General features: G+C 44.6%; 19 protein-coding genes and 1 tRNA gene. 14 read left to right on the plus strand and 6 right to left on the minus strand.

Translation table 11 applies throughout. The annotated features are described in order from the left end of the window. Positions 1 to 33 precede the first annotated feature (33 nt). Positions 34 to 107: transfer RNA gene (locus tag NCI00_RS06540), tRNA-Met, on the minus strand. A 226-nt stretch (positions 108 to 333) separates the two neighbouring features. On the opposite strand from NCI00_RS06540, the gene NCI00_RS06545 reads away from it, so the two are divergent. From NCI00_RS06545 to NCI00_RS06575, 7 genes are all read left to right on the plus strand, one after another. Further along, complete coding sequence (locus tag NCI00_RS06545; protein ID WP_114065775.1) at positions 334 to 726, plus strand: START-like domain-containing protein; 393 nt, start codon at positions 334 to 336, stop codon at positions 724 to 726. Positions 727 to 736: 10 nt separating this feature from the next. Further along, positions 737 to 2,242: an LptF/LptG family permease gene (locus NCI00_RS06550; protein WP_253526179.1), complete on the plus strand. Its 1,506-nt coding sequence runs from the start codon at positions 737 to 739 to the stop codon at positions 2,240 to 2,242. 63 nt (positions 2,243 to 2,305) lie between these two features. After that, positions 2,306 to 2,575, plus strand: a complete 270-nt coding sequence (rpsO, locus tag NCI00_RS06555) for a 30S ribosomal protein S15 (RefSeq protein ID WP_114065773.1) — start codon at positions 2,306 to 2,308, stop codon at positions 2,573 to 2,575. Positions 2,576 to 2,803: 228 nt separating this feature from the next. Then, on the plus strand, positions 2,804 to 5,029 hold the full coding sequence (gene pnp, locus NCI00_RS06560) for a polyribonucleotide nucleotidyltransferase (RefSeq protein ID WP_253526180.1): 2,226 nt from the start codon (positions 2,804 to 2,806) through the stop codon (positions 5,027 to 5,029). 200 nt (positions 5,030 to 5,229) lie between these two features. Continuing rightward, a complete protein-coding gene (locus NCI00_RS06565) occupies positions 5,230 to 6,093 on the plus strand; it encodes a sigma-70 family RNA polymerase sigma factor (RefSeq protein ID WP_013930257.1) in 864 nt (287 codons plus the stop codon). Positions 6,094 to 6,222: 129 nt separating this feature from the next. Next, complete coding sequence (locus tag NCI00_RS06570; protein WP_253526181.1) at positions 6,223 to 7,383, plus strand: ATP-binding protein; 1,161 nt, start codon at positions 6,223 to 6,225, stop codon at positions 7,381 to 7,383. A 91-nt stretch (positions 7,384 to 7,474) separates the two neighbouring features. Beyond that, entirely contained in the window at positions 7,475 to 8,551 is a 1,077-nt protein-coding gene (locus NCI00_RS06575; protein WP_253526182.1) for a glycoside hydrolase family 113, read from the plus strand. Positions 8,552 to 8,557: 6 nt separating this feature from the next. On the opposite strand, the gene NCI00_RS06580 is transcribed toward NCI00_RS06575, so the two are convergent. From NCI00_RS06580 to NCI00_RS06600, 5 genes are all read right to left on the minus strand, one after another. Further along, positions 8,558 to 9,655 carry a M15 family metallopeptidase gene (locus NCI00_RS06580; RefSeq protein WP_253526184.1) on the minus strand — a complete coding sequence of 366 codons (1,098 nt, stop codon included), beginning with the start codon at positions 9,653 to 9,655 and terminating at the stop codon, positions 8,558 to 8,560. Between the two features lie 36 nt (positions 9,656 to 9,691). After that, positions 9,692 to 10,675 (minus strand): N-acetyl-gamma-glutamyl-phosphate reductase, encoded by a 984-nt coding sequence (gene argC / locus NCI00_RS06585; protein ID WP_253526186.1) that lies wholly within the window; start codon positions 10,673 to 10,675, stop codon positions 9,692 to 9,694. 87 nt (positions 10,676 to 10,762) lie between these two features. After that, positions 10,763 to 11,113: a gliding motility protein GldC gene (gene gldC, locus NCI00_RS06590; RefSeq protein ID WP_114065768.1), complete on the minus strand. Its 351-nt coding sequence runs from the start codon at positions 11,111 to 11,113 to the stop codon at positions 10,763 to 10,765. 119 nt (positions 11,114 to 11,232) lie between these two features. Continuing rightward, a complete protein-coding gene (locus NCI00_RS06595) occupies positions 11,233 to 12,246 on the minus strand; it encodes a c-type cytochrome (RefSeq protein ID WP_253526187.1) in 1,014 nt (337 codons plus the stop codon). A 118-nt stretch (positions 12,247 to 12,364) separates the two neighbouring features. Beyond that, on the minus strand, positions 12,365 to 13,585 hold the full coding sequence (locus tag NCI00_RS06600; RefSeq protein WP_253526188.1) for an ABC transporter permease: 1,221 nt from the start codon (positions 13,583 to 13,585) through the stop codon (positions 12,365 to 12,367). 141 nt (positions 13,586 to 13,726) lie between these two features. On the opposite strand from NCI00_RS06600, the gene NCI00_RS06605 reads away from it, so the two are divergent. The 7 genes from NCI00_RS06605 to NCI00_RS06635 all read left to right on the plus strand — a co-directional run bounded on the left by NCI00_RS06605 (position 13,727) and on the right by NCI00_RS06635 (position 22,839). Beyond that, positions 13,727 to 14,935, plus strand: a complete 1,209-nt coding sequence (locus NCI00_RS06605; protein ID WP_253526189.1) for an ATP-grasp domain-containing protein — start codon at positions 13,727 to 13,729, stop codon at positions 14,933 to 14,935. Positions 14,936 to 14,974: 39 nt separating this feature from the next. Then, positions 14,975 to 16,105 (plus strand): MalY/PatB family protein, encoded by a 1,131-nt coding sequence (locus tag NCI00_RS06610; RefSeq protein WP_253526190.1) that lies wholly within the window; start codon positions 14,975 to 14,977, stop codon positions 16,103 to 16,105. A gap of 227 nt (positions 16,106 to 16,332) precedes the next feature. Then, positions 16,333 to 17,271: a hydrogen peroxide-inducible genes activator gene (locus NCI00_RS06615; protein ID WP_166557314.1), complete on the plus strand. Its 939-nt coding sequence runs from the start codon at positions 16,333 to 16,335 to the stop codon at positions 17,269 to 17,271. A 186-nt stretch (positions 17,272 to 17,457) separates the two neighbouring features. Continuing rightward, positions 17,458 to 18,537, plus strand: a complete 1,080-nt coding sequence (locus NCI00_RS06620) for a sensor histidine kinase (protein ID WP_253526191.1) — start codon at positions 17,458 to 17,460, stop codon at positions 18,535 to 18,537. Between the two features lie 47 nt (positions 18,538 to 18,584). Further along, positions 18,585 to 19,304: a LytR/AlgR family response regulator transcription factor gene (locus NCI00_RS06625; protein WP_166557316.1), complete on the plus strand. Its 720-nt coding sequence runs from the start codon at positions 18,585 to 18,587 to the stop codon at positions 19,302 to 19,304. 109 nt (positions 19,305 to 19,413) lie between these two features. Further along, complete coding sequence (locus NCI00_RS06630; RefSeq protein WP_253526192.1) at positions 19,414 to 21,705, plus strand: GH92 family glycosyl hydrolase; 2,292 nt, start codon at positions 19,414 to 19,416, stop codon at positions 21,703 to 21,705. Between the two features lie 81 nt (positions 21,706 to 21,786). Continuing rightward, entirely contained in the window at positions 21,787 to 22,839 is a 1,053-nt protein-coding gene (locus tag NCI00_RS06635) for a VOC family protein (protein ID WP_253526193.1), read from the plus strand. Positions 22,840 to 22,893 lie beyond the last annotated feature (54 nt).

Genomic DNA, 22,893 nt, shown 5'->3' on the forward strand with positions numbered 1-22,893 from the left:
AAAAAATCCCACTTTTGAGTGGGATTTTTTTTGTAGCGGGGAGCAGGATCGAACTGCCGACCTTAGGGTTATGAATCCTACGCTCTAACCATCTGAGCTACCCCGCCATCGTTTTGGTGGTGCAAAAGTAGAAGAAAAAATTTTATTACGCAAACAGATTTTGAATAATTAAAGGAAGTTTCTATTTTGCCGTTGCCGTTGAGAGGGTTAGCAGTATTAAGTAATTTATTGGAAGATTAAATAAATTGAAAATTTAGGAGGAAAAACAACGGCTTACCCTACCAAAGCCAATTCAACCGACCTTTTTTTAACAAGTTAAACAAGCCAAACACTATGCAAAAGTTTAAATACTCGAATGAATATGAACTAAGGGCTTCGCCAAAGATGCTTTTCCCTTACATAAGTTCCGCTTCTGGCCTGTCGGAATGGTTTTGTGATAAAGTCAATACCAAGCCTGACCATAACTTTGATTTTATCTGGGATAAAGAGAGTCATATTGCCGAACAAAGCTCGCTCCGCCTCAATAAAAGTGTCAAGTTTGAGTTTCTTAATACGAGCGAAAATAATCGGGATAACAATTATATTGAATTTAAAATTGATGTAAGTGACTTGACGGGCTCAACATATTTAAGGATTACGGACTACTCCGCCAACGCCGACGTGGAAGAACTAAAAGACCTTTGGGACGGTTTAATAGAGAGTCTCAAGGAAATTGTGGGAAGTTGAGTAAATACGAATGAAAAAAATTGATAAACTGGTATTACGGTCATTTTTAGGCCCGTTCGTGCTGACTTTGTGCATTGTCGTTTTTATATTTTTGATGCGGCTTATCTCTCAGTATCTGAACGAACTCGTGGGTAAGGACATTGATTTCTTAAATTATGTTAAACTCCTCGGCTTTTTTAGCCTCATTACCGTCCCAGTAGCTTTACCTTTGGCCGTCCTGCTTTCTTCATTGATGACCTTCGGGAACTTGGGGGAGTTTTTTGAATTAACGGCCATCAAAAGCGCGGGAATCTCTACATGGCGCGCCATGCGGTCGGTGATGGTCATGGTGGCGATGATTACGCTCTTCTCTTTTTGGTACAATAATGAGGTGGCCCCGTGGGCCAATCTTAAGGGGTATAGCCTTCTCTATGACATTAAAACTGCCAAGGCAACCCTAAATATTAAAGAAGGGATTTTCTATAATGATTTGCCGGGCTATAATATAAAAGTAGATAAAAAATTTGCTGACCAAAGGAGCCTAAAGGGGTTGGTCATTTATCGACATCCGACCTCCGATTACAACGCTGGTAACCGCGAAGTGATTTTGGCCGATTCGGGCCTGATGTACACCATCAACAATCAAAGCTATTTGGTTTTTGAATTGTATAAAGGAAATCAATACTCTGAAAATGGTCAAACAGGAGGGGGGAGCTATTCGCCGAGCGATAACCGACAATTTACGCGCTCTTATTTTGACCATTATAAAATGGTGGTAAGTCTGGAGTCATTCGGACTAAAACGTACCGATGAGAACCAATTCCAATACCACGAGTACATGAAAAATGCCAAAGAGTTGCAAAAAGTGGCAGATTCGCTCAAAAAGGAATATAAAAAGACCAAAGATGGGCTTTTCCCACAGTCGAAACAGTACTTTAGTTATGCCTTTCGGGCCGAAACCCTCCCCAAAGCAACGGCCCCCAAATACGGCAAATGGGTGGATTCTTTGTTGAAGAAAAAGCCCGTAGCATTGCCCTCCGAAAAAGAACAAGTAATCGCAAGTGCACTGACGCAGGCCCAAAATGTTAAATCGTACGCCCAAAGTAACAAAACGTACCTGACAGATAAGGGAAAAACTTGGTATCGGTATGATTTGGAGATGCACCATAAATATACCCAGGCAGTTTCCTGTTTTGTGATGTTTCTGTTGGGAGCACCTTTGGGGGCCATCATCAAAAAGGGGGGCTTTGGTATTCCCGTGTTGGTGTCGGTTCTTTTCTTTATTTTATCGTATGTACTTACCTTGCAGGGCGATAAGTGGGCCAAAGATGGCTTGGTTTGGGTGCCATTTGGGGCTTGGTTTTCCAATACCCTCCTGATATTTGTCGGAATCTATTTTGCCGACCGTGCTTTGAAGGATTCTCGCTTGTTTGACAAAGATGTATACATCATCTGGTGGGAACGAATGACAAAAAAGTGGCAACAAAGTAGTGCCCTTAAAAAATGGCGCGGCAATAAGGCTATTTATTCAAACTAATTGCATACCTTTGCAGCCGTTTTTGTATATATGTTCCATCTAAATTAATCTGAGGTTACAATCATGTATTTAACATCGGAAGTGAAAAAAGACTTGTTTCAAAAGTATGGCAAGTCTGAAAGCGATACGGGTTCTCCGGAATCACAAATTGCATTATTTACACACCGTATCAACCACCTGACCGAGCACTTGAAGCAGCACAAACACGACAGTGCCACTCGTCTTGGTCTTTTGAAATTGGTAGGTAAGCGCAGACGATTGCTGAATTATCTTCAAAGAACTGAAATCAGTCGTTATCGTACTATCATCGCCGAACTGAATATCAGAAAGTAACGCGATACGCTCAAACAGGGAATTTCATTCAATTGAATTCCCTGTTTGTCATTTCTCTCCCTTACAAAATTAAGTACAAAATTTTTGCGGTTTATTCAATAAATAGCTTGCGTTGTTGTCTTTTAATGAAGTTAAGTGTAAACGAATTGTTCGATTCACATTTAATAGATAACAAAATAACAGTCTTAAGCGGAAGCGCAGGCACAAAGCGGTTTTAATTCTTCTTTCATGTTTAACATCATCACAAAGACCATTACACTTCCTGATGGTCGCACCATCACAATTGAGACGGGAAAACTAGCCAGACAGGCCCACGGGTCTGTTGTTGTGCGTATGGGTAACACCATGTTGCTAGCTACGGTGGTTTCCAATCCCGATGCCCGGCCCGGTACTGATTTTCTGCCGTTGTCGGTTGATTACCAAGAAAAATTCGCGTCAGCGGGACGTATTCCCGGAAGCTTTCAGAAGCGTGAAGGCAAATTATCGGATCACGAAGTGTTGGTTAGCCGATTGGTCGACCGAGCCCTGCGCCCGATGTTTCCTGATGATTTCTACGCAGATACGCAGGTAAACGTATTTTTAATTTCGGCCGATGCCGAAGTATTGCCCGATGCCTTGGCCGCTTTGGCTGCATCATCAGCGTTGATGCTGACCGACGTGCCTTTCAACGGCCCTATTTCGGAAGTGCGAGTGGCAAAAATCAATGGAGAATACGTTATTAACCCCATTTCTTCACAATTAAAAGCCGCTACTTTAGATCTTATCGTGGCGGGTTCTGCCAAAGATATTTGTATGGTAGAAGGAGAAATGAGCGAGGCGTCGGAGCAGGATGTCATTGAGGCAATCAAAGCCGCTCACGAAGTCATTAAATTGCAATGTGCGGTTCAGAAAGAACTTGAAGCAGAAGCAGGTAAAACAGAGAAACGTACGTTTGAGTATGTAGTTCACGATGAGGAACTTCGTCAGAAAGTTCGTGAAGCTTGTTACGATAAAATCTACGCCGTGGCCCGTCAAGGAAGTGCAAACAAGCAACTCCGTAAAGATGGTTTCAAAGGCGTTATTACCGAATATTTAGAACAATACAAGGCCGAAAACCCCGAAGAATATGATGCCAAAGTAGGGCTTATCAAGCGCTATTATCATGATTTGGAATGGGAAGCTTCGCGCCGTCTGGTATTGGATGAGCGCAGCCGCTTAGATGGACGTGCGCTGGACCAAATCCGCCCCATCATGTGTGAGGTTGATTTATTGCCATCACCCCACGGTTCGGCGTTGTTTACCCGTGGCGAAACGCAGTCGCTTACGACCGTTACGTTGGGTACTAAAATGGACGAGCAAATCATTGATACTACCATGTATTATGGTTACAGCCGTTTCATGTTGCACTATAACTTTCCAGGTTTTTCAACGGGTGAAGTAAAGCCCAATCGTGGACCTGGCCGTCGTGAAGTAGGACATGGAAACTTGGCCCACCGTTCATTGAAAAAAGTATTGCCTCCAGATGACGAAAATCCATATACGATTCGTATCGTTTCTGATATTTTAGAATCAAATGGTTCGTCATCAATGGCAACTGTTTGTGCAGGTACACTGGCATTGATGGATGCGGGGATTAAGATAAAAGCCCCCGTAGCAGGAATTGCAATGGGATTGATTACCGATAATTCTGGCAAATACGCCGTGCTTTCAGATATCTTAGGGGATGAAGATCACCTTGGTGACATGGACTTTAAGGTAACGGGTACTGAACAGGGAATTACGGCTTGCCAAATGGACCTCAAAGTAGACGGACTTTCGTACGAAGTACTCGCCGAAGCACTTGAACAGGCGCGTCGCGGACGTTTACACATTTTGGGTGAGATGAAGAAAGCGATTGTTGAAAGTCGTGAAGACCTTAAACCTCATGCTCCTCGTGCGGTGGTTATTCAGATTGCACAAGAGCAAATTGGGGCCGTAATCGGGCCAGGTGGTAAAGTAGTTCAGGAAATCCAACGCGTATCGGGTGCAACCGTAACCATCGAAGAACGCGACGGTGCGGGTTATGTCAGCATTTTTGCCACCAATGGCAACAGCATGGACATTGCGGTAAAACGCATCAAAGGTATTGTTGCCATTCCAGAAGTAAATGAAGTGTACACGGGAGTTGTAAAAACAATCCAACCATTTGGCGCGTTTGTTGAATTCATGCCGGGTAAAGATGGTTTACTGCATATTTCAGAAATCACGTGGGAGCGACTTGAAACCATGGACGGAGTTTTGCAAGTGGGTGAAGAAATACAAGTAAAACTGGTAGAGCACGATAAAAAAACGGGGAAATATCGCCTTTCACGTAAGGCATTGTTGCCTAAACCAGAAGGCTACGTTGAAAAACCCCCGCGTGAAGATCGCGGTGACCGTCGCGAGCGCGGCAATGACAGAGGGGGAGAACGTCGTAGAGACGATAACCGTCGATAAAAAAGGGTATCAAAAAGGGCCAAAGCCGAAAAAATCAATTTGATTCTACGCCTAAATTGGCCCTTTTTGATAATTTTTACTAAAAATCCAAGAAACTCAGTAGATTTTAGGTTTTTTAACTTAAAGTTGGTATGAAAATCAACTTTTGATACTCTTTTTTCGTTACCAAATAGTATTAAGATAGCACCAAAGTTTATAAAATGAGACAGCTAAAAATCAGTAAGCAGATTACCAACCGAGAAAGCCAATCGCTTGATAAGTATTTACAGGAAATTGGAAAGGTAGATTTGCTGACTCCCGACGAGGAGGTGACTTTGGCGCAAAGAATTCGGGAAGGTGATCAACAGGCACTGGAGAGATTGACCAAAGCAAACTTACGTTTTGTGGTCTCCGTGGCTAAACAATATCAAAACCAAGGGTTATCACTTGGTGACCTTATCAATGAAGGTAACTTAGGATTAATTAAAGCCGCGCAACGTTTTGACGAAACGCGTGGTTTTAAATTTATCTCCTATGCCGTATGGTGGATTCGTCAATCCATTTTACAGGCATTGGCCGAACAGTCCCGTATTGTGCGCCTTCCGCTCAACCGCGTAGGGTCTCTCAATAAAATTTCAAAAACATTTTCGGATCTCGAACAAAAATTCGAGCGTGAGCCCTCTCCCGAAGAATTAGCCGAAGTGTTGGACATCTCTGCCAATGAGGTGGTTGATACGCTCAAAATATCGGGCCGTCATGTGTCGATGGATGCGCCTTTTGTACAAGGGGAAGAAAACAGCCTTTTGGACGTACTAGAAAACGACATGGAAGAGAAGCCCGACCAAGGGCTAATCAACGATTCGCTTCGTAAAGAAGTAGCGCGCGCGCTTTCTACCCTGACCCAACGGGAATCGGATGTGATTGCGTTGTACTTCGGACTGAACGGCGAACATCCCATGACGCTGGAAGAAATCGGGGAGAAGTTCAACCTGACCCGCGAACGTGTACGCCAAATCAAGGAAAAAGCCATTCGTCGTTTGCGCCATACCTCACGCAGCAAAGCGTTGAAGACGTATTTGGGATAATATCTCTTTGAATTATTTTGATGATAATAAATGAAGCCGCCTTTTTAGGGCGGCTTTTTGTATTCTTAGGGGTATTTTTATGTAAATCCACTTTTTATTCTTAGATTTACATAAAAATCGTTCCAGGAAATGATCAAGCGAACCTTGGCTTCTCGTCTTACGGAGCTTCTTACTAAATTCCCCATACTATCGCTTACTGGCCCGAGGCAGTCGGGGAAAACGACCCTGTTGCGTCAACTTTTGCCGAATTACCGATACGTGTCTTTAGAAAATCCCGATGAGTTGGATTTTGCACTTTCAGATCCCCGCCGCTTTTTGGATACCTACTCTGGGCAGGTTATTTTTGATGAAGTACAACGTGCCCCAAAGTTGTTTAATTATCTACAACAGCGGGTAGATGAATCTCGACAGATGGGACAATATATACTGTCGGGTTCGCAGAACTTCCTATTGATGAAAGGTATTACGCAAAGCTTGGCAGGGCGGGTTGCTATTTTTCGATTGTTCCCATTTTCATTTGGAGAGTTACAAACCGTTGATTTATTGGCAACGACTCCAGAACGTGCGATGTTTACGGGCTTTTATCCACCCATTTTTGACCGAGGATTGCATCCTTCTGACTTTTACGCCAACTATTTTGAAACTTACGTGCAGCGGGATGTTCGGGAGCTTCAGGCGGTGCAAAATCTGACGCTTTTTCGGACATTTGTTCGGTTGGCGGCAGGGCGGGTTGGACAACCGATTAATTACCAAAAATTGGCTTCAGATGTAGGCATAGCTGCTACAACTGCCCGTGAGTGGTTGAGCATTTTGGAAACGAGTCATTTAGTGTTTATGCTGCCACCTTATTACAAGAACTTTAGCAAACGCCTCATCAAATCCCCGAAATTATATTTTTATGACGTAGGTTTAGCCAGTTATCTTTTAGGAATTAAACAGGAAGAAGAGCTAATTACCCATCATTTTCGAGGCAATTTGTTTGAGAATATGCTCGCGGCAGAGTTAGTTAAGCAAGGTTACAACCGCAATGACCCCAACGAGCTTTACTTTTGGCAAGAAAGTAACGGACACGAAATTGATATTTTATTAGAAAAAAGTGGAGGAGTACTCATTGGTGAAATCAAATCAGCAGGTACCATCAATGCTTCATTTTTTGATAATTTAGCATGGTTTCAGCAGCAAACGGATGTGCCTGTACTGGAAGCTTATTTGTGGTATGCAGGGAATGAATCTCAAATTCGTCGTAGCGCAACAGTGATACCATGGCACCAAGTAGGTCTAATAAAGTGAGTTTATATCAATTTACTTTTGGGCAATGAGACTCATTACACAGTAAGCCCACCACAAAGGTGGCTTTTTTGTTAAACCCCGACTCCTTATCGTGAAAAAACTTATTCGCTACCAACGATGGACTGCCAGCTGTAAACTTCAAACAGTAAAACAGAACGCCGCCTGCTGCAAACTGTTAACTGCCTGCTGCCTACTGCTGACTGTCGCCTGTACCCGCCCTTCGCCTCCCGTGTATAGCGGACAGAAAATGCGGGGAGTGAACTTGGTAGCTCCTTCCAAAGAAATTGATTCGTCGGTCTTTAGTCCTATTCGGCAAGTAAATGCCGAATGGGTGGCGGTCATTCCGTACGGTTTTTGTCGGGAAGGGGAGCCGCATTTTCATTTCAACATGAACAAAATGTGGTGGGGAGAAACCAAAGATGGAACCGCCAAAACGATAGAACTCGCACACCAGAGCGGCCTGAAAGTAATGCTTAAGCCGCACGCGTGGGTGGGGAGGGGGATGTATACGGGCGATTTTGACCTCAAAACCGAAGCCGATTGGCAAACTTTTGAAAAAGATTTTGGTGATTATATTCTTACAAATGCCCGCATTGCGGATTCAATGAAAGTAGATTTGTTTTGCATTGCGACCGAAATGGACAACTTCGCGTTTAAACGCGCCCCTTTTTGGCGTTCGATGATTAGGCAGGTACGAGAAATTTACAAAGGGCCGTTGACGTACGCCGATAACTGGAATAATTATCCGCGAAATCCCTTTTGGGCAGACTTGGATTTTATTGGTGTAGATGCCTATTTTCCTCTTTCGTCCGAAAAACACCCTTCGATAGAGACCCTGCAAAAAGGCTGGTTGACGCACTTAGATGAGTTGGAGGCATTTGCGGCAAAACTTCAAAAGCCCATTTTGTTCACAGAATTTGGCTATCGAAGCGTTGATTTTGCCACCGAAAAACCTTGGGAATCGCACGATACCAAAACCGATAATCCTGCATTACAAGCGGATGCTTACCGGGCTTTTTTTAAGGAAGTATGGCCCCGAAAATGGTTGGCGGGGGCTTTTGCGTGGAAATGGTTTTTGCACCAACCGCGCGACTCTCGTAGGGACGCTTTTTCACCCCAACAAAAACCTGCCGAAGCGGTATTGAGGGAAGAATTTGGGAGAAAATAGCGTTTGTTATTGCCAAACCCCCAACCTAAACGTTTTCTGAACTCCCGTCGGGTGGATTAAGCTTGTGGTATGCTGGTCAAGATTGCCGATAATTAAAATGTCACGGTCAGATTGATAGCCCGCTTTGGTGGCTTCCAATGCAAGATTGCGAATAAAAAGGGGCGTTGGGCGCTCGGCTAACGTGTCGCACACGCAGGCTTGGCCTTTGTGTAATTGATGGAGGGCGGCAAGCAATGCTTTGGTATCTTCAACCTTGGCCGCTTTTCCAGCGGCGGTCATGGCCCGCACACGGTTTTTGAAATAACGACCATAGGCTTCATATTCAAAGCGCAAGGCGGGAATATTCGCTAAAAGTTCAGCGCTGTTTGCAAAAAATTGAATGTGATTGGGGTCAACAAAACCTAAAAAATTGCCGCCCCATGTAAGCGAATACTGCTGGCCTATTTGTCCCAAAAATGTTTTATAATGGGTAATATTTTGCAATTGCCTGCCCCTGCTGAGGATGGCAATGTCGGAGGCCAAGCCAAATTGATGCTGAGACAAGGGAGATACACTTTTGCCCATGGTCAGGTGGCGTTTTTGCTTTCCGCTTCCTCGCAAATCTGACTGCACCCTAAGTTTATAGTGAGGGAATTGGCGTAAATAGGCCTGCATCATTGCGTCCCGTTTTACCAAAAAAGAATCTCTGACCGATTTTAAAATTGACTCGTAGCGAAGGTAGGGATAATCGTAGCGATCGGCCAACGACCAAAGATAGGTGAGGTCGAGGGTCGAAAGGGTGTCAACTTTAAACGACGCCTGAGGAAGTTTCAGTTCATAAGGTTGACCTTGAAACGACGGTGCTGTGAGGGCTTGCCAAGGCTGGATTTGCCCATTTTTGATGGTCGTTACATAAATCTGCGGGACGGAAGTGAGGGCTTCCTTGAGGGTATCGGCTTGCGAAAATGGCAACACTAAATCAAGTACGCTAAATGATTCGAGGCGCTGAGTAGTGTCGCAATGTTCTTTTTCCCATGAACTTTCTTTCAGTTCTTCAACTGCACCGCAGGCAATGGACAGCAGCACGAGCGCTATACTGCCGATACAAAAAACGACTTTGCTCATGCTGCTTAAACAGTTGAAAAATGAGAATATTTCCCTCTAAAATGCGGCGGCTTTTAGGCGCAGGCCTGCATCTTCGGGCAAGCCAAAAAGTAAGTTTAGGTTCTGTACCGCCTGTCCAGAAGCACCTTTGGTTAGGTTGTCTATTTCGCTAGTAATCAGTAGATTATCTCCGTGTTTCTGGAGTTGAATCAGACACTTATTGGTATTTACGACTTGTTTTAGGTCAATATCTTGGGTACTAACATGCGTAAACGGATGCCCTGCATAATAGCTTTGGTAAAGCGAAAGGGCTTCCTCTAACGTACCCGAAAATTTGGTGTACACATTGGCCATAATCCCACGGGTAAAGTCTCCGCGATAGGGTATAAAATTCACCTCTTTGCTGAAATCCGCTTGCAAAGCCGTCAGACTCATCTTGATTTCTTTGAGGTGTTGGTGCGTAAACGCTTTATAAATAGACATGTTGTTGTTGCGCCACGTAAAGTGCGTTGTGGCGCTCAACGCCTGACCTGCACCCGTGGAGCCTGTAATGGCACTTACGTGGACGTCGTCGGTTATTAAACCTGCGGCGGCCAAGGGTAACAATGCCAATTCGATACTGGTGGCGAAGCAACCAGGGTTGGCGATTTTATCAGCAGTTTTGATGCGCTCGCGCTGCAATTCGGGCAAACCGTACACGAAGCCGTTTGATTGATCACGAAAATCAGTACTCAGGTCGATGATTTTGATGGAAGAAGGTACGGGATTACTTTCCAAAAACTTTTTGGATTCGTTGTGCCCCGAACAAAGAAAAATAGCATTTAAGCCTTCTATTGCCAATAAATCTGCGATTTCTTCCCCCGAAAAAGTTAATTCAGTATCCCCAAATAAGTCGGTATGAGTAGCATAAATGGGTTTGCCTGCTTGGCTTTTGGAGTGCGCCCAGGCAATTTCAGCGCTTGGGTGATTGATTAAAATACGTAATAATTCGCCCCCGGTATATCCCGCTGCGCCGACGATTCCGATTTTTATTTCAGTCATTTTGTTTTTTTGATCACTGGGTTGTGAGCAACCCTGTTTTGGTCGTAAAAAACCAAAAACACATTTCACTAGATAAATCTAAGCAACTTATTGCCCTTGTTGTACAGCTTGCATTTCTTTTTGAAGACGTTTGCTCAACGCCATGCCAACTTCGTCAATTTCGGCGGCCATGATTTCGTCGCCCGTGGCATTGCGCAGTGTGTCGGCTACGCAGCCGAGCATTTCGATGCAAAAGCGCTTCATATCAAGCACTTCCATGTCTTTTGACCACAAGGGGATGAAGAGCGTCCCCCGGTGAAAATGGTCCCAAACTCCTACGGCAATCGCTTTGGTTTCTTCCAGTCCTTCGTTGGGGTTGTCGGTCGCTTCCCAATAAATTTTTTCGGGGATTTTCTCCTCGTCCTGCTCTATGGTAAATTTTATTTCTTTTTGTGCCATTGGTTTTGTTTCCTTATTAATCCTACAAAGTTAAGGATTAGAACCTATGTATCCGAAAAATAGTTCTGTTTGACCCCTTCTAAAAAAGAGTAAAATCGGGGAGAGGAGGTTTTAAAATACTAAATTTTGTTCAAACCTACTGTTTCGATTTTGGTATCTTTTTCCAAGATTTTAGACTTTTTGGGGGTAAAAGCAACCGTTTTGTTTTTGATGGGTTTGAGTGATTGGAGATAACTATAAATGGCTCCGAGGTCTTCTTCGCTCATTCCGCTGTAAAAAAGCCACGGCATAGGCGTATTAAAACCGTCTTGTGTGGCAAAGGAATGGAAGGTTTTAGGGTCAAACGACTTAAAACGAGCGATAAATGCCTTTTTTGTCCAATGGCCGATTCCTGTGGCCAGGTCGGGGGTTAGATTGGCCGATTGTACGGTGCCGCTGGGCAACGGAAAGGACATTCCTCCCGCAAGTGACTTCTTTTTAACGGGAATGCCCATGTGCCGTTTGGTGTGGCAATCGGCACAGCCCGCAAACGTAACTAAATAGCGGCCGTACCCGATAGAATCCTGCAAAGCGGGTTTGGATTGAAAAGCGGCTTTTTGTGGCATTTTTTTGAGGATGGGCTTTAACCATAAATCGGGTTTAGCGGCAGGAACTGGGTTTTCGATGGGAGGTATGGTCCGCAAGTAGGCGATGATGGATATAATGTCCTCGCGGTCCATTTTGCCGTAGTTTTGGTAGGGCATCATCGGTAATAAGGCGGTTCCGTCTTTGGAAATGCCCGTAGTAATGGCGCGGTAGAGTTCGCCGTCGGTCCATGCTTTTAGGGCAGCAGGCGTCAAATTTTTCCCATAAAAAGTACCCGGTAGGCCCATTTTATGGTCAAATACCTCGCCTCCTGCGCCTTTAGTGCCAGCTATCATGGGGCCAGCAAACTGCGAATAATCGCGGCGGGAGTGGCAATCCATACAAACGGCGACGTGGTTGGCGAGGTATTCGCCGCGTTGAATGCGCTCAGGAGTGAGGTTTACGGTTAGTTGTTCGGGTGCCCCAATGCGGGCTTGGGGGCTTTTGCAACCGATAAAAGCAAGGCACGCAGTAGCCTGTGCAACGAGAATGGCGTGGGGTAATTTCATTGTTAAATGGCTGTTTAAAATCAAACAACCAAATTAATGATTTCGCCTACGTAACGGCCCGATTTTCTGCTTGATTTATTAAACGTTCTTTGCAGGAATGACTCTATTGACTGGTTTCTTACTTTTTAAACACCAATGCTTGAACGGGCCGAATTCGACTGATAATCATGGTGGGTAGGAGTAAAATGAGCGCAATGAGCAAAATGATACCCGCGTTGAGCAATAAAATTGCTTTCCAATCAAAGACGATTGGAACCGTATTCATAAAATAATTGGTGGCATCGAGGGGAATGATTTTAAATCGGGATTGAACCCAGCAGAGGCCAATACCAATGAGGTTCCCGATGAGCAACCCTTTGACAGACAGTTGAATACCCACGAAAAAAAAGATGCGCCGTATTTGTGCATTGGGACTGCCGAGCGTTTTGAGAAGGCCCACCATCGGTGTGCGCTCCATCATCATCACGAGCAGAACCGACGCAATATTGAAACACGTCACAAACAGCACCAAGACCAACAAAACACTCGTGTTTTGGTCCAATAATTGGAGCCATTCAAATAAAGGTCTGAAGCGGTCCGTGACCCGTTCCATGCGCATATCGGAGGGGAGTTGGCTGTATAAGGTTTTGGCAGAAGACTCCAATTGGTCAAAATCATTGACAAAATATTCGTAGGCTCCGACCGAATCTGCCCCCCAGCCGTTGAGACGCTGTACCAAGCCAATGTCTCCCAGAACCAGTTGATTATCAAATTCTTCGAGGTTGGTTTCGTAAATGCCAACAATGTTAAGTTTGCGGACGCGCGGCGGATTCTGGACAAAATACATCACGACGTTATCGCCTACTTTTAAGTTTAATTTTTGGGCAATCACCCGACTCAGAATAATTTCTTCGGCGTAAGACGTATCCGAAAATTGAATGGGGCGGCCTTCAACCAAACTTTCTTTCAATAAATCCCAGTCGTAATCACGACCTACACCCTTAATGACGGCCCCTTGCAGTTCGTCAGGGGTTTTGAGAATACCCGCCTTGTGCGCAACGGCCTGTCGGTGGCGAATCCCCGGGATTTTTTGCCATTGATCATAGACGGGCGTATGGAGCAAAATCGGGGATTCTTCAAATGATTGGTTGAGTGATAGTTTGGAGACCTGAATATGGGAGCCAAAAAGAAAAACCTTTTGATAAATAGTGCCTTTAAAACCAAATAAGACGGACAGGGCCACAATACCCACGGCAACCCCTAAGGCGATGGAGGCAATACCTACTCGGGAAACCGTAGCCGAAAAAGTGGCTTGCTGGGGCTGACGTATGCGACGAGCCACGAAAACGGGGAAATTCACAGCCTACGTTTGGTTGAAAGATTGATAGTTTGTATGTTTGAAAAGTCCCCGCAAAGGAAACACATTCTTTTTAATCAACCTAGTCTTATGCTTGGTTGGGGGTGGTCATAAATTGTCCTAAAACACAAACTTTGAGAACCTATGAGTCTTACGTTTCTCTGTATCACCTGTTACTTTAAAGGAGGGGATTTTATGCGGGCTTGCAAGGAAGCCGGCAACACGGTCTATTTGCTGACGGCCAGAAGAACCGAAGGCAAAGCATGGCCTTACGAATCTATCGACGAGATTTTTTATTTGGAAGATGATTCCAATACGCTTTCCAACTTTGAGAACATGATTAAAGGTATGGCCTACGTGATGCGTACCCGAAAAATAGATCGGGTGGTGGCCTTGGATGATTTTGACGTGGAAAAAGCGGCAACGATACGGGAGCATTTTCGGATTCCGGGCATGGGACAAACCACGGCTCGTTATTTTCGTGATAAGTTGGCCATGCGGGTGCAGGCCCGTGATGCGGGTGTTAAAGTGCCCGTGTTTAGTGCTTTGTTTAATGATGTAGAAATTACGGATTATTTGCGGGCATCTACTCCGCCGTGGGTCATCAAACCGCGTGCAGAAGCCTCGGCCGCCGGTATAAAAAAAGTGTATAGTTTTGATGAAGCATGGCAGACCATTCATAGCTTAGGGGAAGAAAGACACTTGTTTTTGATTGAACAATTTAAACCAGGTGCCGTTTACCACGTCGATGCGCTTACGCTGGGTGGGAAAGTTATATTTCATCGCAGTAGTGAGTACCTCAATACGCCGTTTGAAGTGGCACACGGGGGCGGAATCTTTCGCTCCGTTACGGTAGAATTTAATTCCAAAGATGCCAAAGCCCTCAAAAAAATGAATGAACAGGTGCTGAAAGCATTCAATATGAATTACAGCGCGTCGCATACAGAAGTTATCAAATGCCACGAAGACGGAGAGTTTTATTTTCTGGAAACGGCATCGCGGGTAGGAGGGGCGCACTTGGCCGAAATGGTAGAAATGTCATCGGGCATTAACTTATGGAAGGAATGGGCCAAAGTAGAAAATGCCTTGGCTAAGGGAGAAAGTTATTCGTTGCCCGATGTCAGAGACGATTATTCTGGAATCATCATTTCGTTGGCTCGTCAGCAATGGCCGGATTCATCGCCGTTCAATGACCCCGAAATTGTGTGGCGAATGAACGAAGAATACCACGTCGGCCTCATTGTTCAATCCACAAGTCGGGCGCGAGTACTTGAATTAATGGAAAAATACGCCCAGATGATACGGCATGACTACCATGCCTCTGCCCCCGCGCAGGATAAACCTACCCATTAGATTGGTGAGGTATTGCACAAAAATCAATCTTTTTTAATAATGAGTATTTTCGATATAGAAATCAACCGTCGCCACACCAATAGTTATAAATGGGATAAATATCCAGAAAATGTCCTGCCAGTGTGGGTGGCCGACATGGATTTTCAGGCCGCACCTCCCATTCTTGACGCGTTAAATAAAGTTACTCAACATGGAGTTTTTGGCTATTCTCGCTGTCCTGATGAACTGAATGAGGTTATGATGGGGCGTCTTCGTACGCGCCATGCGTGGGAAATTGATAAAAATTGGATGGTATGGCTGGGAGGTTTAGTGCCGGCCATCGGCCTTGCCATTAGGGCCTTCACGAAGGTGGGTGAGGGTGTGATGACGGCGGTGCCAGTCTATCATCCGTTTATGATTGAAATCGAAATGGCCGATCGTGAGTTGCAGAAAGTTCCTTTAAAATTAGAAAATGAGCGCTGGACGCTTGATTTTGAGGCTATTGAAGCGGCCATTATGCCCAACACCAAATTGTTTTTGCTTTGCAATCCCCACAATCCTGTGGGTACAATGTTTACGCGGGATGAACTGCAACGCTTGCATGAGATTTGTCAACGTCATGGTATTGTGGTTTGTTCAGACGAAATCCATTGTGATTTGATATTGGACGATACCAAAAAACACATTTCCTATGCTACACTCAGTCCAGAAGCCGCCCAAAACAGCATAACCTTATTGGCCCCCAGCAAAACCTTCAATTTGGCGGGCTTGGGTTGTTCGCTGGTGGTGATTGCCAATGAGGAGTTGCGCGCTAAGTTTGTCCGTACCAAAGCAGGGTTGATGCCCATGCTTTCGGCGTATGCGTACGAAGCGGCGTTGGCAGCCTACCGTGATGGGGCTACGTGGCATCAGGAGTTGTTGGAATATCTAAAAGCGAATCACGATTTGCTTTTGGAGACGGTCAATCAAATGAAGGGATTGAAAATGAGACCATTGGAAGCTACTTATTTGGCGTGGATTGATACTCGTGATACTGGCCTAACCGACGTAGCCAAACGACTCGAAGAGGCAGGGGTTGGCATCAATGATGGTGCAATCTTCGGAGAACCAGGTTTTATCCGACTCAATTTTGCCTGTACCCGCGCTACACTGGAAGAAGTTTTGAGGAGAATGAAAACGGTTTTTGTGTAAAAAATAAGAAAGGTCTGGTAATCATACCAGACCTTCTTATTACTGTTTATCTCATACGTTAGGCAAGTGTTAATTCGTATTTGGGAGGCTGTGGCATCTAGGTCTGCGCTGGCAAAAATGACATTTAAAGATAGCCTAGGTTGTTGATTAATTTGTCGAATACAAATGTACCTTTATGTCTTTAGTGAATCAAATCAATATTATTTATGTTTTGATAGATAAAACCTATGACATTCGTACAACTTGAATATTTGGTTGCTTTGGATACGTATCGGCATTTTGCAATGGCGGCCGAAAACTGCTGCGTCACGCAGCCGACCCTGAGTATGCAAGTCCAAAAATTGGAAGATGAGTTGGGCGTAAAACTTTTTGACCGCAGTAAACAACCCGTCGTCCCGACTGAAATAGGCCAGTTGATCATTAAACAAGCGCGACTCTTGCTGCGCGAGTCAGCCAAAATTAAGGACATTGTGGACGAACATCGCGGAACCGTAGCGGGGGAGATTCGGGTAGGAATCATCCCAACGCTGGCACCGTACCTTTTGCCGTTGTTTTTGGATAATTTTATCAAAAAATACCCGCAGGTAAAGCTGAAAGTAATCGAATTGACCACCGAACAGCTTATTTCTAAATTAAACAAGGATTTGCTCGACGTGGGAATCGTGGTGACCCCCTTGCAAGATGATCGAATTACGGAGTACCCCCTTTTTTACGAGGAGTTTGTGGCCTACCTTTCAGAATCAGAAAAAGCCTACCAAAAAGAATTCATCCTTTCTGAAGACATTGACCCCAACCATCTTTGGCTTTTGGAAGAAGGACATTGTATACGCGGACAAATCCTGAATATCTGTGAACTGCGAAAGCAGAATTCGCACATGCGAAATTTTGAATACGAGGCAGGAAGTATCGAAACCCTCAAACGGATGGTGGAACATTACGGTGGCATAACGATTTTACCTGAATTGTCACTGCGGGATTTAACGGAAAAGCAACGGTTGCAGGTTCGTCATTTTCACGTTCCTACGCCCACCCGAGAGGTCAGTCTGGTAATGCTCCGGCATCACCTCAAAAAGAGCATCATTGAAGCAATGAAAACCGAAATCCTGAACGTTATTCCCGAAAAAATGAAACAGAACATTTCGGGAAAGGTGATAGAACTAGGTTAAAGACACCCTAATAATTTTATGCCCTGATTATCCCCGTCAGATGCAATTTCGTCTAAAAATTCTTACGAGACGTCGCTTCCTTTAAAGAGAGAAACCGTTATTTGCTAACTTTCAGCTAGAGCTTGATTAAAATTTTATTAAATTTAGTGGCTCATCGACTCTTTTCCGAATTTAAATCGTACTGTTATGTCGGCCCCAACACTTACTTTGCCTGCTCCTCCCGGTAAAATACGCTGGCGGCAACTTCTGGTTGTCTTCACCCATATTTTCTTTTGGGCGTGTTTTATCTTTTTGCCTTTTATTTTGATTCAATCGCAGCAACCCGCTGCGGATACGCCTTCTAAGCTAACGAATGAGGAAAAAGAACGAATTTGGCAAATGACATTCTATTTTAGTCAGTTTTTTTCAGTATTGATATTTTACGCTAATTCAGAAGTTTTGCTTCCCAAAGTCTTTAAAAAACATGGCTTGGGTATTTATTTGCTTATCATTCTGACTACCTTTATCGTTGTTCTGACGATTACCTATTTCTTTCGTTATTGGATGATGGGATTTGCGCCAAGGACTTGGTTTACGTATTCAACTTTTTATTCGCTTATTTCGGTCATTGGAATCAGCACATGTTTTCAATTATTGAGTGATTACCAACGCGAGCATCGTCTCCAAAACGAACAGGAAAAAGTACGTTTACAATCGGAACTGTCTTTTTTGCGGTCGCAGATAAGCCCTCATTTTATGTTCAACCTAATGAACAGCTTGGCGGCATTGGCCCGTAAAAAGTCAGATTTATTGGAACCGATGATAGTCAAGATGTCGGATTTGCTGAGATATATGCTCTATGATTCTGATGATGCCAGAATACCGTTGGATAAAGAAATGAATTACCTCAAGAGCTACGTTGAACTGCAACAAATGCGTTTTGGTAATAAAGTTAAAGTGGAAATGGACTTCCAAACGCCCACCAATGGCTTAGCGCTTGAGCCTATGCTGTTGATTCCTTTTGTGGAAAATGCCTTTAAACACGGGACGGGTTTTATTCGGGAACCCTACATTCAAATCGCGCTGGCAACCAACAAACATAAACTGCATTTTAGAGTACAAAACCGATTCAACAGCGATTTTGTGGAATCCAAAGATGGAAGTTCGGGGATAGGCTTGGCCAATGTTCGTCGTAGATTGGAACTGCTTTATCCAGAACAACATACACTTAAAATATCTAAGGAGAAGGACATCTTCATTACGGAAGTAGAAATTACGTTAAAGTAATAATCCGCCTTTTTGAAGCGTCTAGTATCAATTTTAACTACTGAGTTATGCATAAACTTCGCTGTATCGCCGTTGATGATGAGCCTTTGGCGCTCGAACTTTTGGAAGATAATATACGCCAGGTTCCTTTTTTGGAACTGGTGGCAAGCAGCCAAAACGCTTTTGAGGCAATGGATATACTGCACGAACAGAATGCGGATTTGATTTTTTTAGACATTCAAATGCCCGGAATTACGGGTGTCCAATTTTTGAAATCGTTGCAGGGGCAATCGTCATCTCCCATGGTAATTTTCATCACGGCCTATGAGCAATACGCACTAGAAGGATTTGAATTGGATGTGGTTGACTATTTGCTTAAACCCGTTTCGTTTGAGCGGTTTTTGAAGGCGGCCAATAAAGCATTCGAACTCTTCAAATTGCGTCAACAGACACCGGCTCCTGAGTTATTATCGACGCATTTTTTTGTTAACGCCAATTATGCACTCGTAAAAATTCGTTACGATGAAATCACCTACATCGAAGGGTTGAAGGATTACGTAAAAATCTACCTTACCTCGGCACGACATCCGGTTATTACTCGAATGACCTTGAAAGGGATTGAGCAAAAATTGCCTTCGCACGAATTTATGCGGGTACATAAATCTTACATTGTTTCGTTGGATAAAATTCAGTCGGTGCGTAACCTGAAAATTCACATCGGAGAGGCTATTATCCCCGTTGGTGAGCAATACGTAGAAGAGTTTATGAAATCTATCGGCGAAAACTAAATATTTCCGTTTCTTTGAGGGAATAATCGCCCCAATCAACATAGAGATAAAGGCTTTTGAGTATAAAAAAGCCTTTATCTTTTTTTATGGCTATCATCAATTCTGCCGTATGAACTATCTAAATTTAGCCGCAATCCTTCTTTTACCCTCCCTGTGTTTTGCCCAAAAAAGCCCCATTCAGTACGTCAACCCTTACATTGGGTCAGCCCCTGCGGTTACTGAAAGTGCCCGTCGGCACAGCGAAGGAGCCAGTGAATTGCGTGGACAAATCTCCCCCGTTATAGGTCATCCTCATGGGATGACCACTTGGACGCCCCAAACCCGGTCAACAGAAACAAAATGCATTGCTCCTTACTATTATAACGACCCTAAAATCAACGGATTCCGGGCTTCACATTGGCTCAACGGCAGTTGCGTTCAGGATTACGGTAGTATGGCGGTTATGCCAGTTTCGGGAAAACTGAAAGTTTTGGCCGACGAAAGAGCTGCCAGTTTTACGCACACACAGGAGGTGGTTACGCCTGCTTATTATTCCGTAGAACTCCTTGAATCAAAAATCAAAGCCGAACTCACCGCTACCCAACGGGCGGGGCTTTTAAGGTTTACCTTTCGTCAAAAAGAAGCTGCTTATTTAGTCATTGAGCCCAACAGCGATGAAGGTGAAGGCTACGTTGAAATTTTTCCTGAGCGTAAAGAAATCGTGGTTTTCAATCCCGTGCACCGGATTTATCAAGGAGCAGGTCAACCCGCAGGATTCAGTGGGTTTTACGTGCTTACTTTCGAGAAACCCTTTAAATCTTACGGAACGTGGAAATCTAACGGTGTTCAACAGTCTGAAAAACAGGCTAAAGGAGATGGAAGGCGTGAGAACGTGGGAGCTTACGTAGAATTTGAGTCTGAAGAAAATCTCGTCATAAATGTACGGGTAGGGTCATCATTTACTGATTTGGAAGGTGCGCGACGGAATCTTAATGCCGAACTTTCAACCCTGAATTTTGACCAAATAAAGCAGAAAGCCGAACAGGCCTGGAACCTTGAATTGGGCAAAGTAAAGGTGAAAGGAACCGAGCAAGACAAAACCGTTTTTTATACTGCTTTGTATCACGCCAAACATACGCCGCGTCTTTTTTCGGATGTTGACGGGCGCTATCCGGGTTTTGCGGACGACACTCAAATATATACCGCCAACGGATTTGATTATTACTGTGATTTTAGTCTTTGGGATACCTTCCGGGCGGCCATGCCACTGCACGCGTTGTTGGAGCCGAAACGTACCGGCCACATGATGCAGTCATTGACCAAAAAGGCTGAGCAGGGCGGATGGATGCCTATTTTTCCGTGTTGGAATCAATACACCGCTGCTATGATAGGCGACCATGTGGCTTCGGTCGTGGCCGATGCATACGCCAAAGGAATTCGGAATTTTGATGTGCAGTCGGCCTACCAGTATTTACGTAAAAATGCTTTTGAGGCCAACAAAGACCCCAAAAGCTACGAGTCTGGTAAAGGGAGGAGGGGTATGGAAAGTTATCTAAAATACAACTACATTCCGCTCGAAGATTCGGTCTGGCAGGCTTTTCACAAGCGGGAGCAGACCTCCCGTACGCTCGAATATTCCTACGATGATTTTTGCCTCAGTACCCTTGCCAAGGCACTAGGCCATACCGAAGATCAAAAAACGTTGGCGTTGCGGGCGGCCAATTTTCGGAACGTCATTGATCCGCAAACTGGCTGGGCGCGCGGAAGGTATGCCGACGGTCGTTGGAGCCCTAATTTTAACCCATTTGCCTTAAGGGCCTCGTTTATCACCGAAGGTTCCCCTGCCCAATATACGTGGTTTGTGCCGCATGATGTTGGGGGATTGATGAAAATCATGGGCGGCCGAGCGCCTTTTATCGCTAAATTGGATTCAATGTTTGAAAAAGGATACTACTGGCATGGCAACGAGCCGGGCCATCATACGGCTTATTTGTATTCCTACGGCGGCGCTCCTTGGAAAACCCAGCGTTGGGTTCGTCAGCTAATCAAAGAGGAGTACACGGCCGACCCTGGTGGACTTAGCGGCAATGAAGATGGCGGACAGATGTCATCATGGTTGGTATTTAGTATGATGGGTTTTTATCCCGTATGCCCCGGAAAACCCGTTTATATTTTGGGAAGTCCGAGTTTCAATGAGCTGTCGGTGACAATGCCGAATGGTAAATCGTTTAAAATAATTGCGGCGGATAATTCACCTGCCAACGCCTACATACAGTCGGCTTCGTTGAACGGAAAACCGTTTTCAAAGCCTTATTTAACCCATGAACAACTGACAAAAGGAGGAACGTTGGTGTTGAAAATGGGGCCGAAACCCAATGAGACATGGGGGGACAATGCGCCTGAGTTGTCATCTGATTTTTAAAGGGAACATTCTCATTCTCGACGGACGTATTAAAAAATAATGTAAATTGTCCGGCAATAACTTACTTCCTTTTCTAACAATATGAACAACCTAATTAGTGGAATCCAGCAAGTGGGCATTGGCGTTCCGAACGCCAACGAAGTGTGGAAATGGTATCGGAAAACGCTGGGATTGAATGTACCCATTTTTAATGATGAAGCAGATGCAAAATTAATGACGAGTTATACCTCAGGGGAGGTACGGCGCCGTCACGCCATTATGGCCCTAAATATGGCTGGTGGCGGCGGAGTTGAAATCTGGCAATACAAAAATAGGATTCCGGTAGAGCCTTCGTTTGTTCCTGAATTGGGAGATTTAGGAATTTTTGCCATCAAAATCAAATGCCTTGATGTACCGAAGTTTTATGCACAATTGGCTGATTCTGAATATAAATCTTCTCCTGAAAACTCGCCTGAACAACGGGCGAATTTTTGGCTGAAAGATTGCCGTGGCAACCTGTTGCAAATTGTACCAAATGAGTCTTGGTTTCGCCCCAACGGCTCGCTTACGGGTGGTGTGTGCGGAGCGGTGATTGGCGTGAGTAACATGGAAAAAGCCATTCAATTTTACGCCAATACCTTGCAGATTGACCAGATTGTGTACGATAAATCGGGCAAATTTGATGATTTTGATTTTGTAGACACCAAGCAACAAAAATTCAGAAGAGTGTTACTTCGTAAAACCCTTGGAGAAACGGGCGCTTTTGGAAAACTGTTGGGAGGCATTGAAATAGAATTGGTGCAGGCGCTTGACCGCTCTCCGCGCAAAATCTTTGAAGACCGTGATTGGGGCGATGCGGGTTTTATTCACTTGTGTTTTGATGCCCTTGATATGAATGCCCTCAAAACGCGTTGCGAAGCCAACGGTTTTCCGTTTACGGTCGACAGCGCCGATTCGTTTGACATGGGCGAGGCGGCGGGGCGCTTCTCGTACGTCGAAGACCCTGATGGTACGCTGATTGAATTTGTGGAAACCCACCGCGTGCCGATTCTGAAAAAATTAGGAATTTATTTGAACCTCAAAAAGCGCAAAAAACAAACGCATCTGCCTGATTGGATGGTTGCTACGCTGGGTTGGGGCAAAGTGAAGGATTAAAAAAACGGCTGAGTCATCCTTGTTTTCAAGATGGCTCAGCCGTTTACAATGTTG

This window comes from Runella salmonicolor, from assembly GCF_024158025.1.
GTDB lineage: Bacteria > Bacteroidota > Bacteroidia > Cytophagales > Spirosomataceae > Runella > Runella salmonicolor.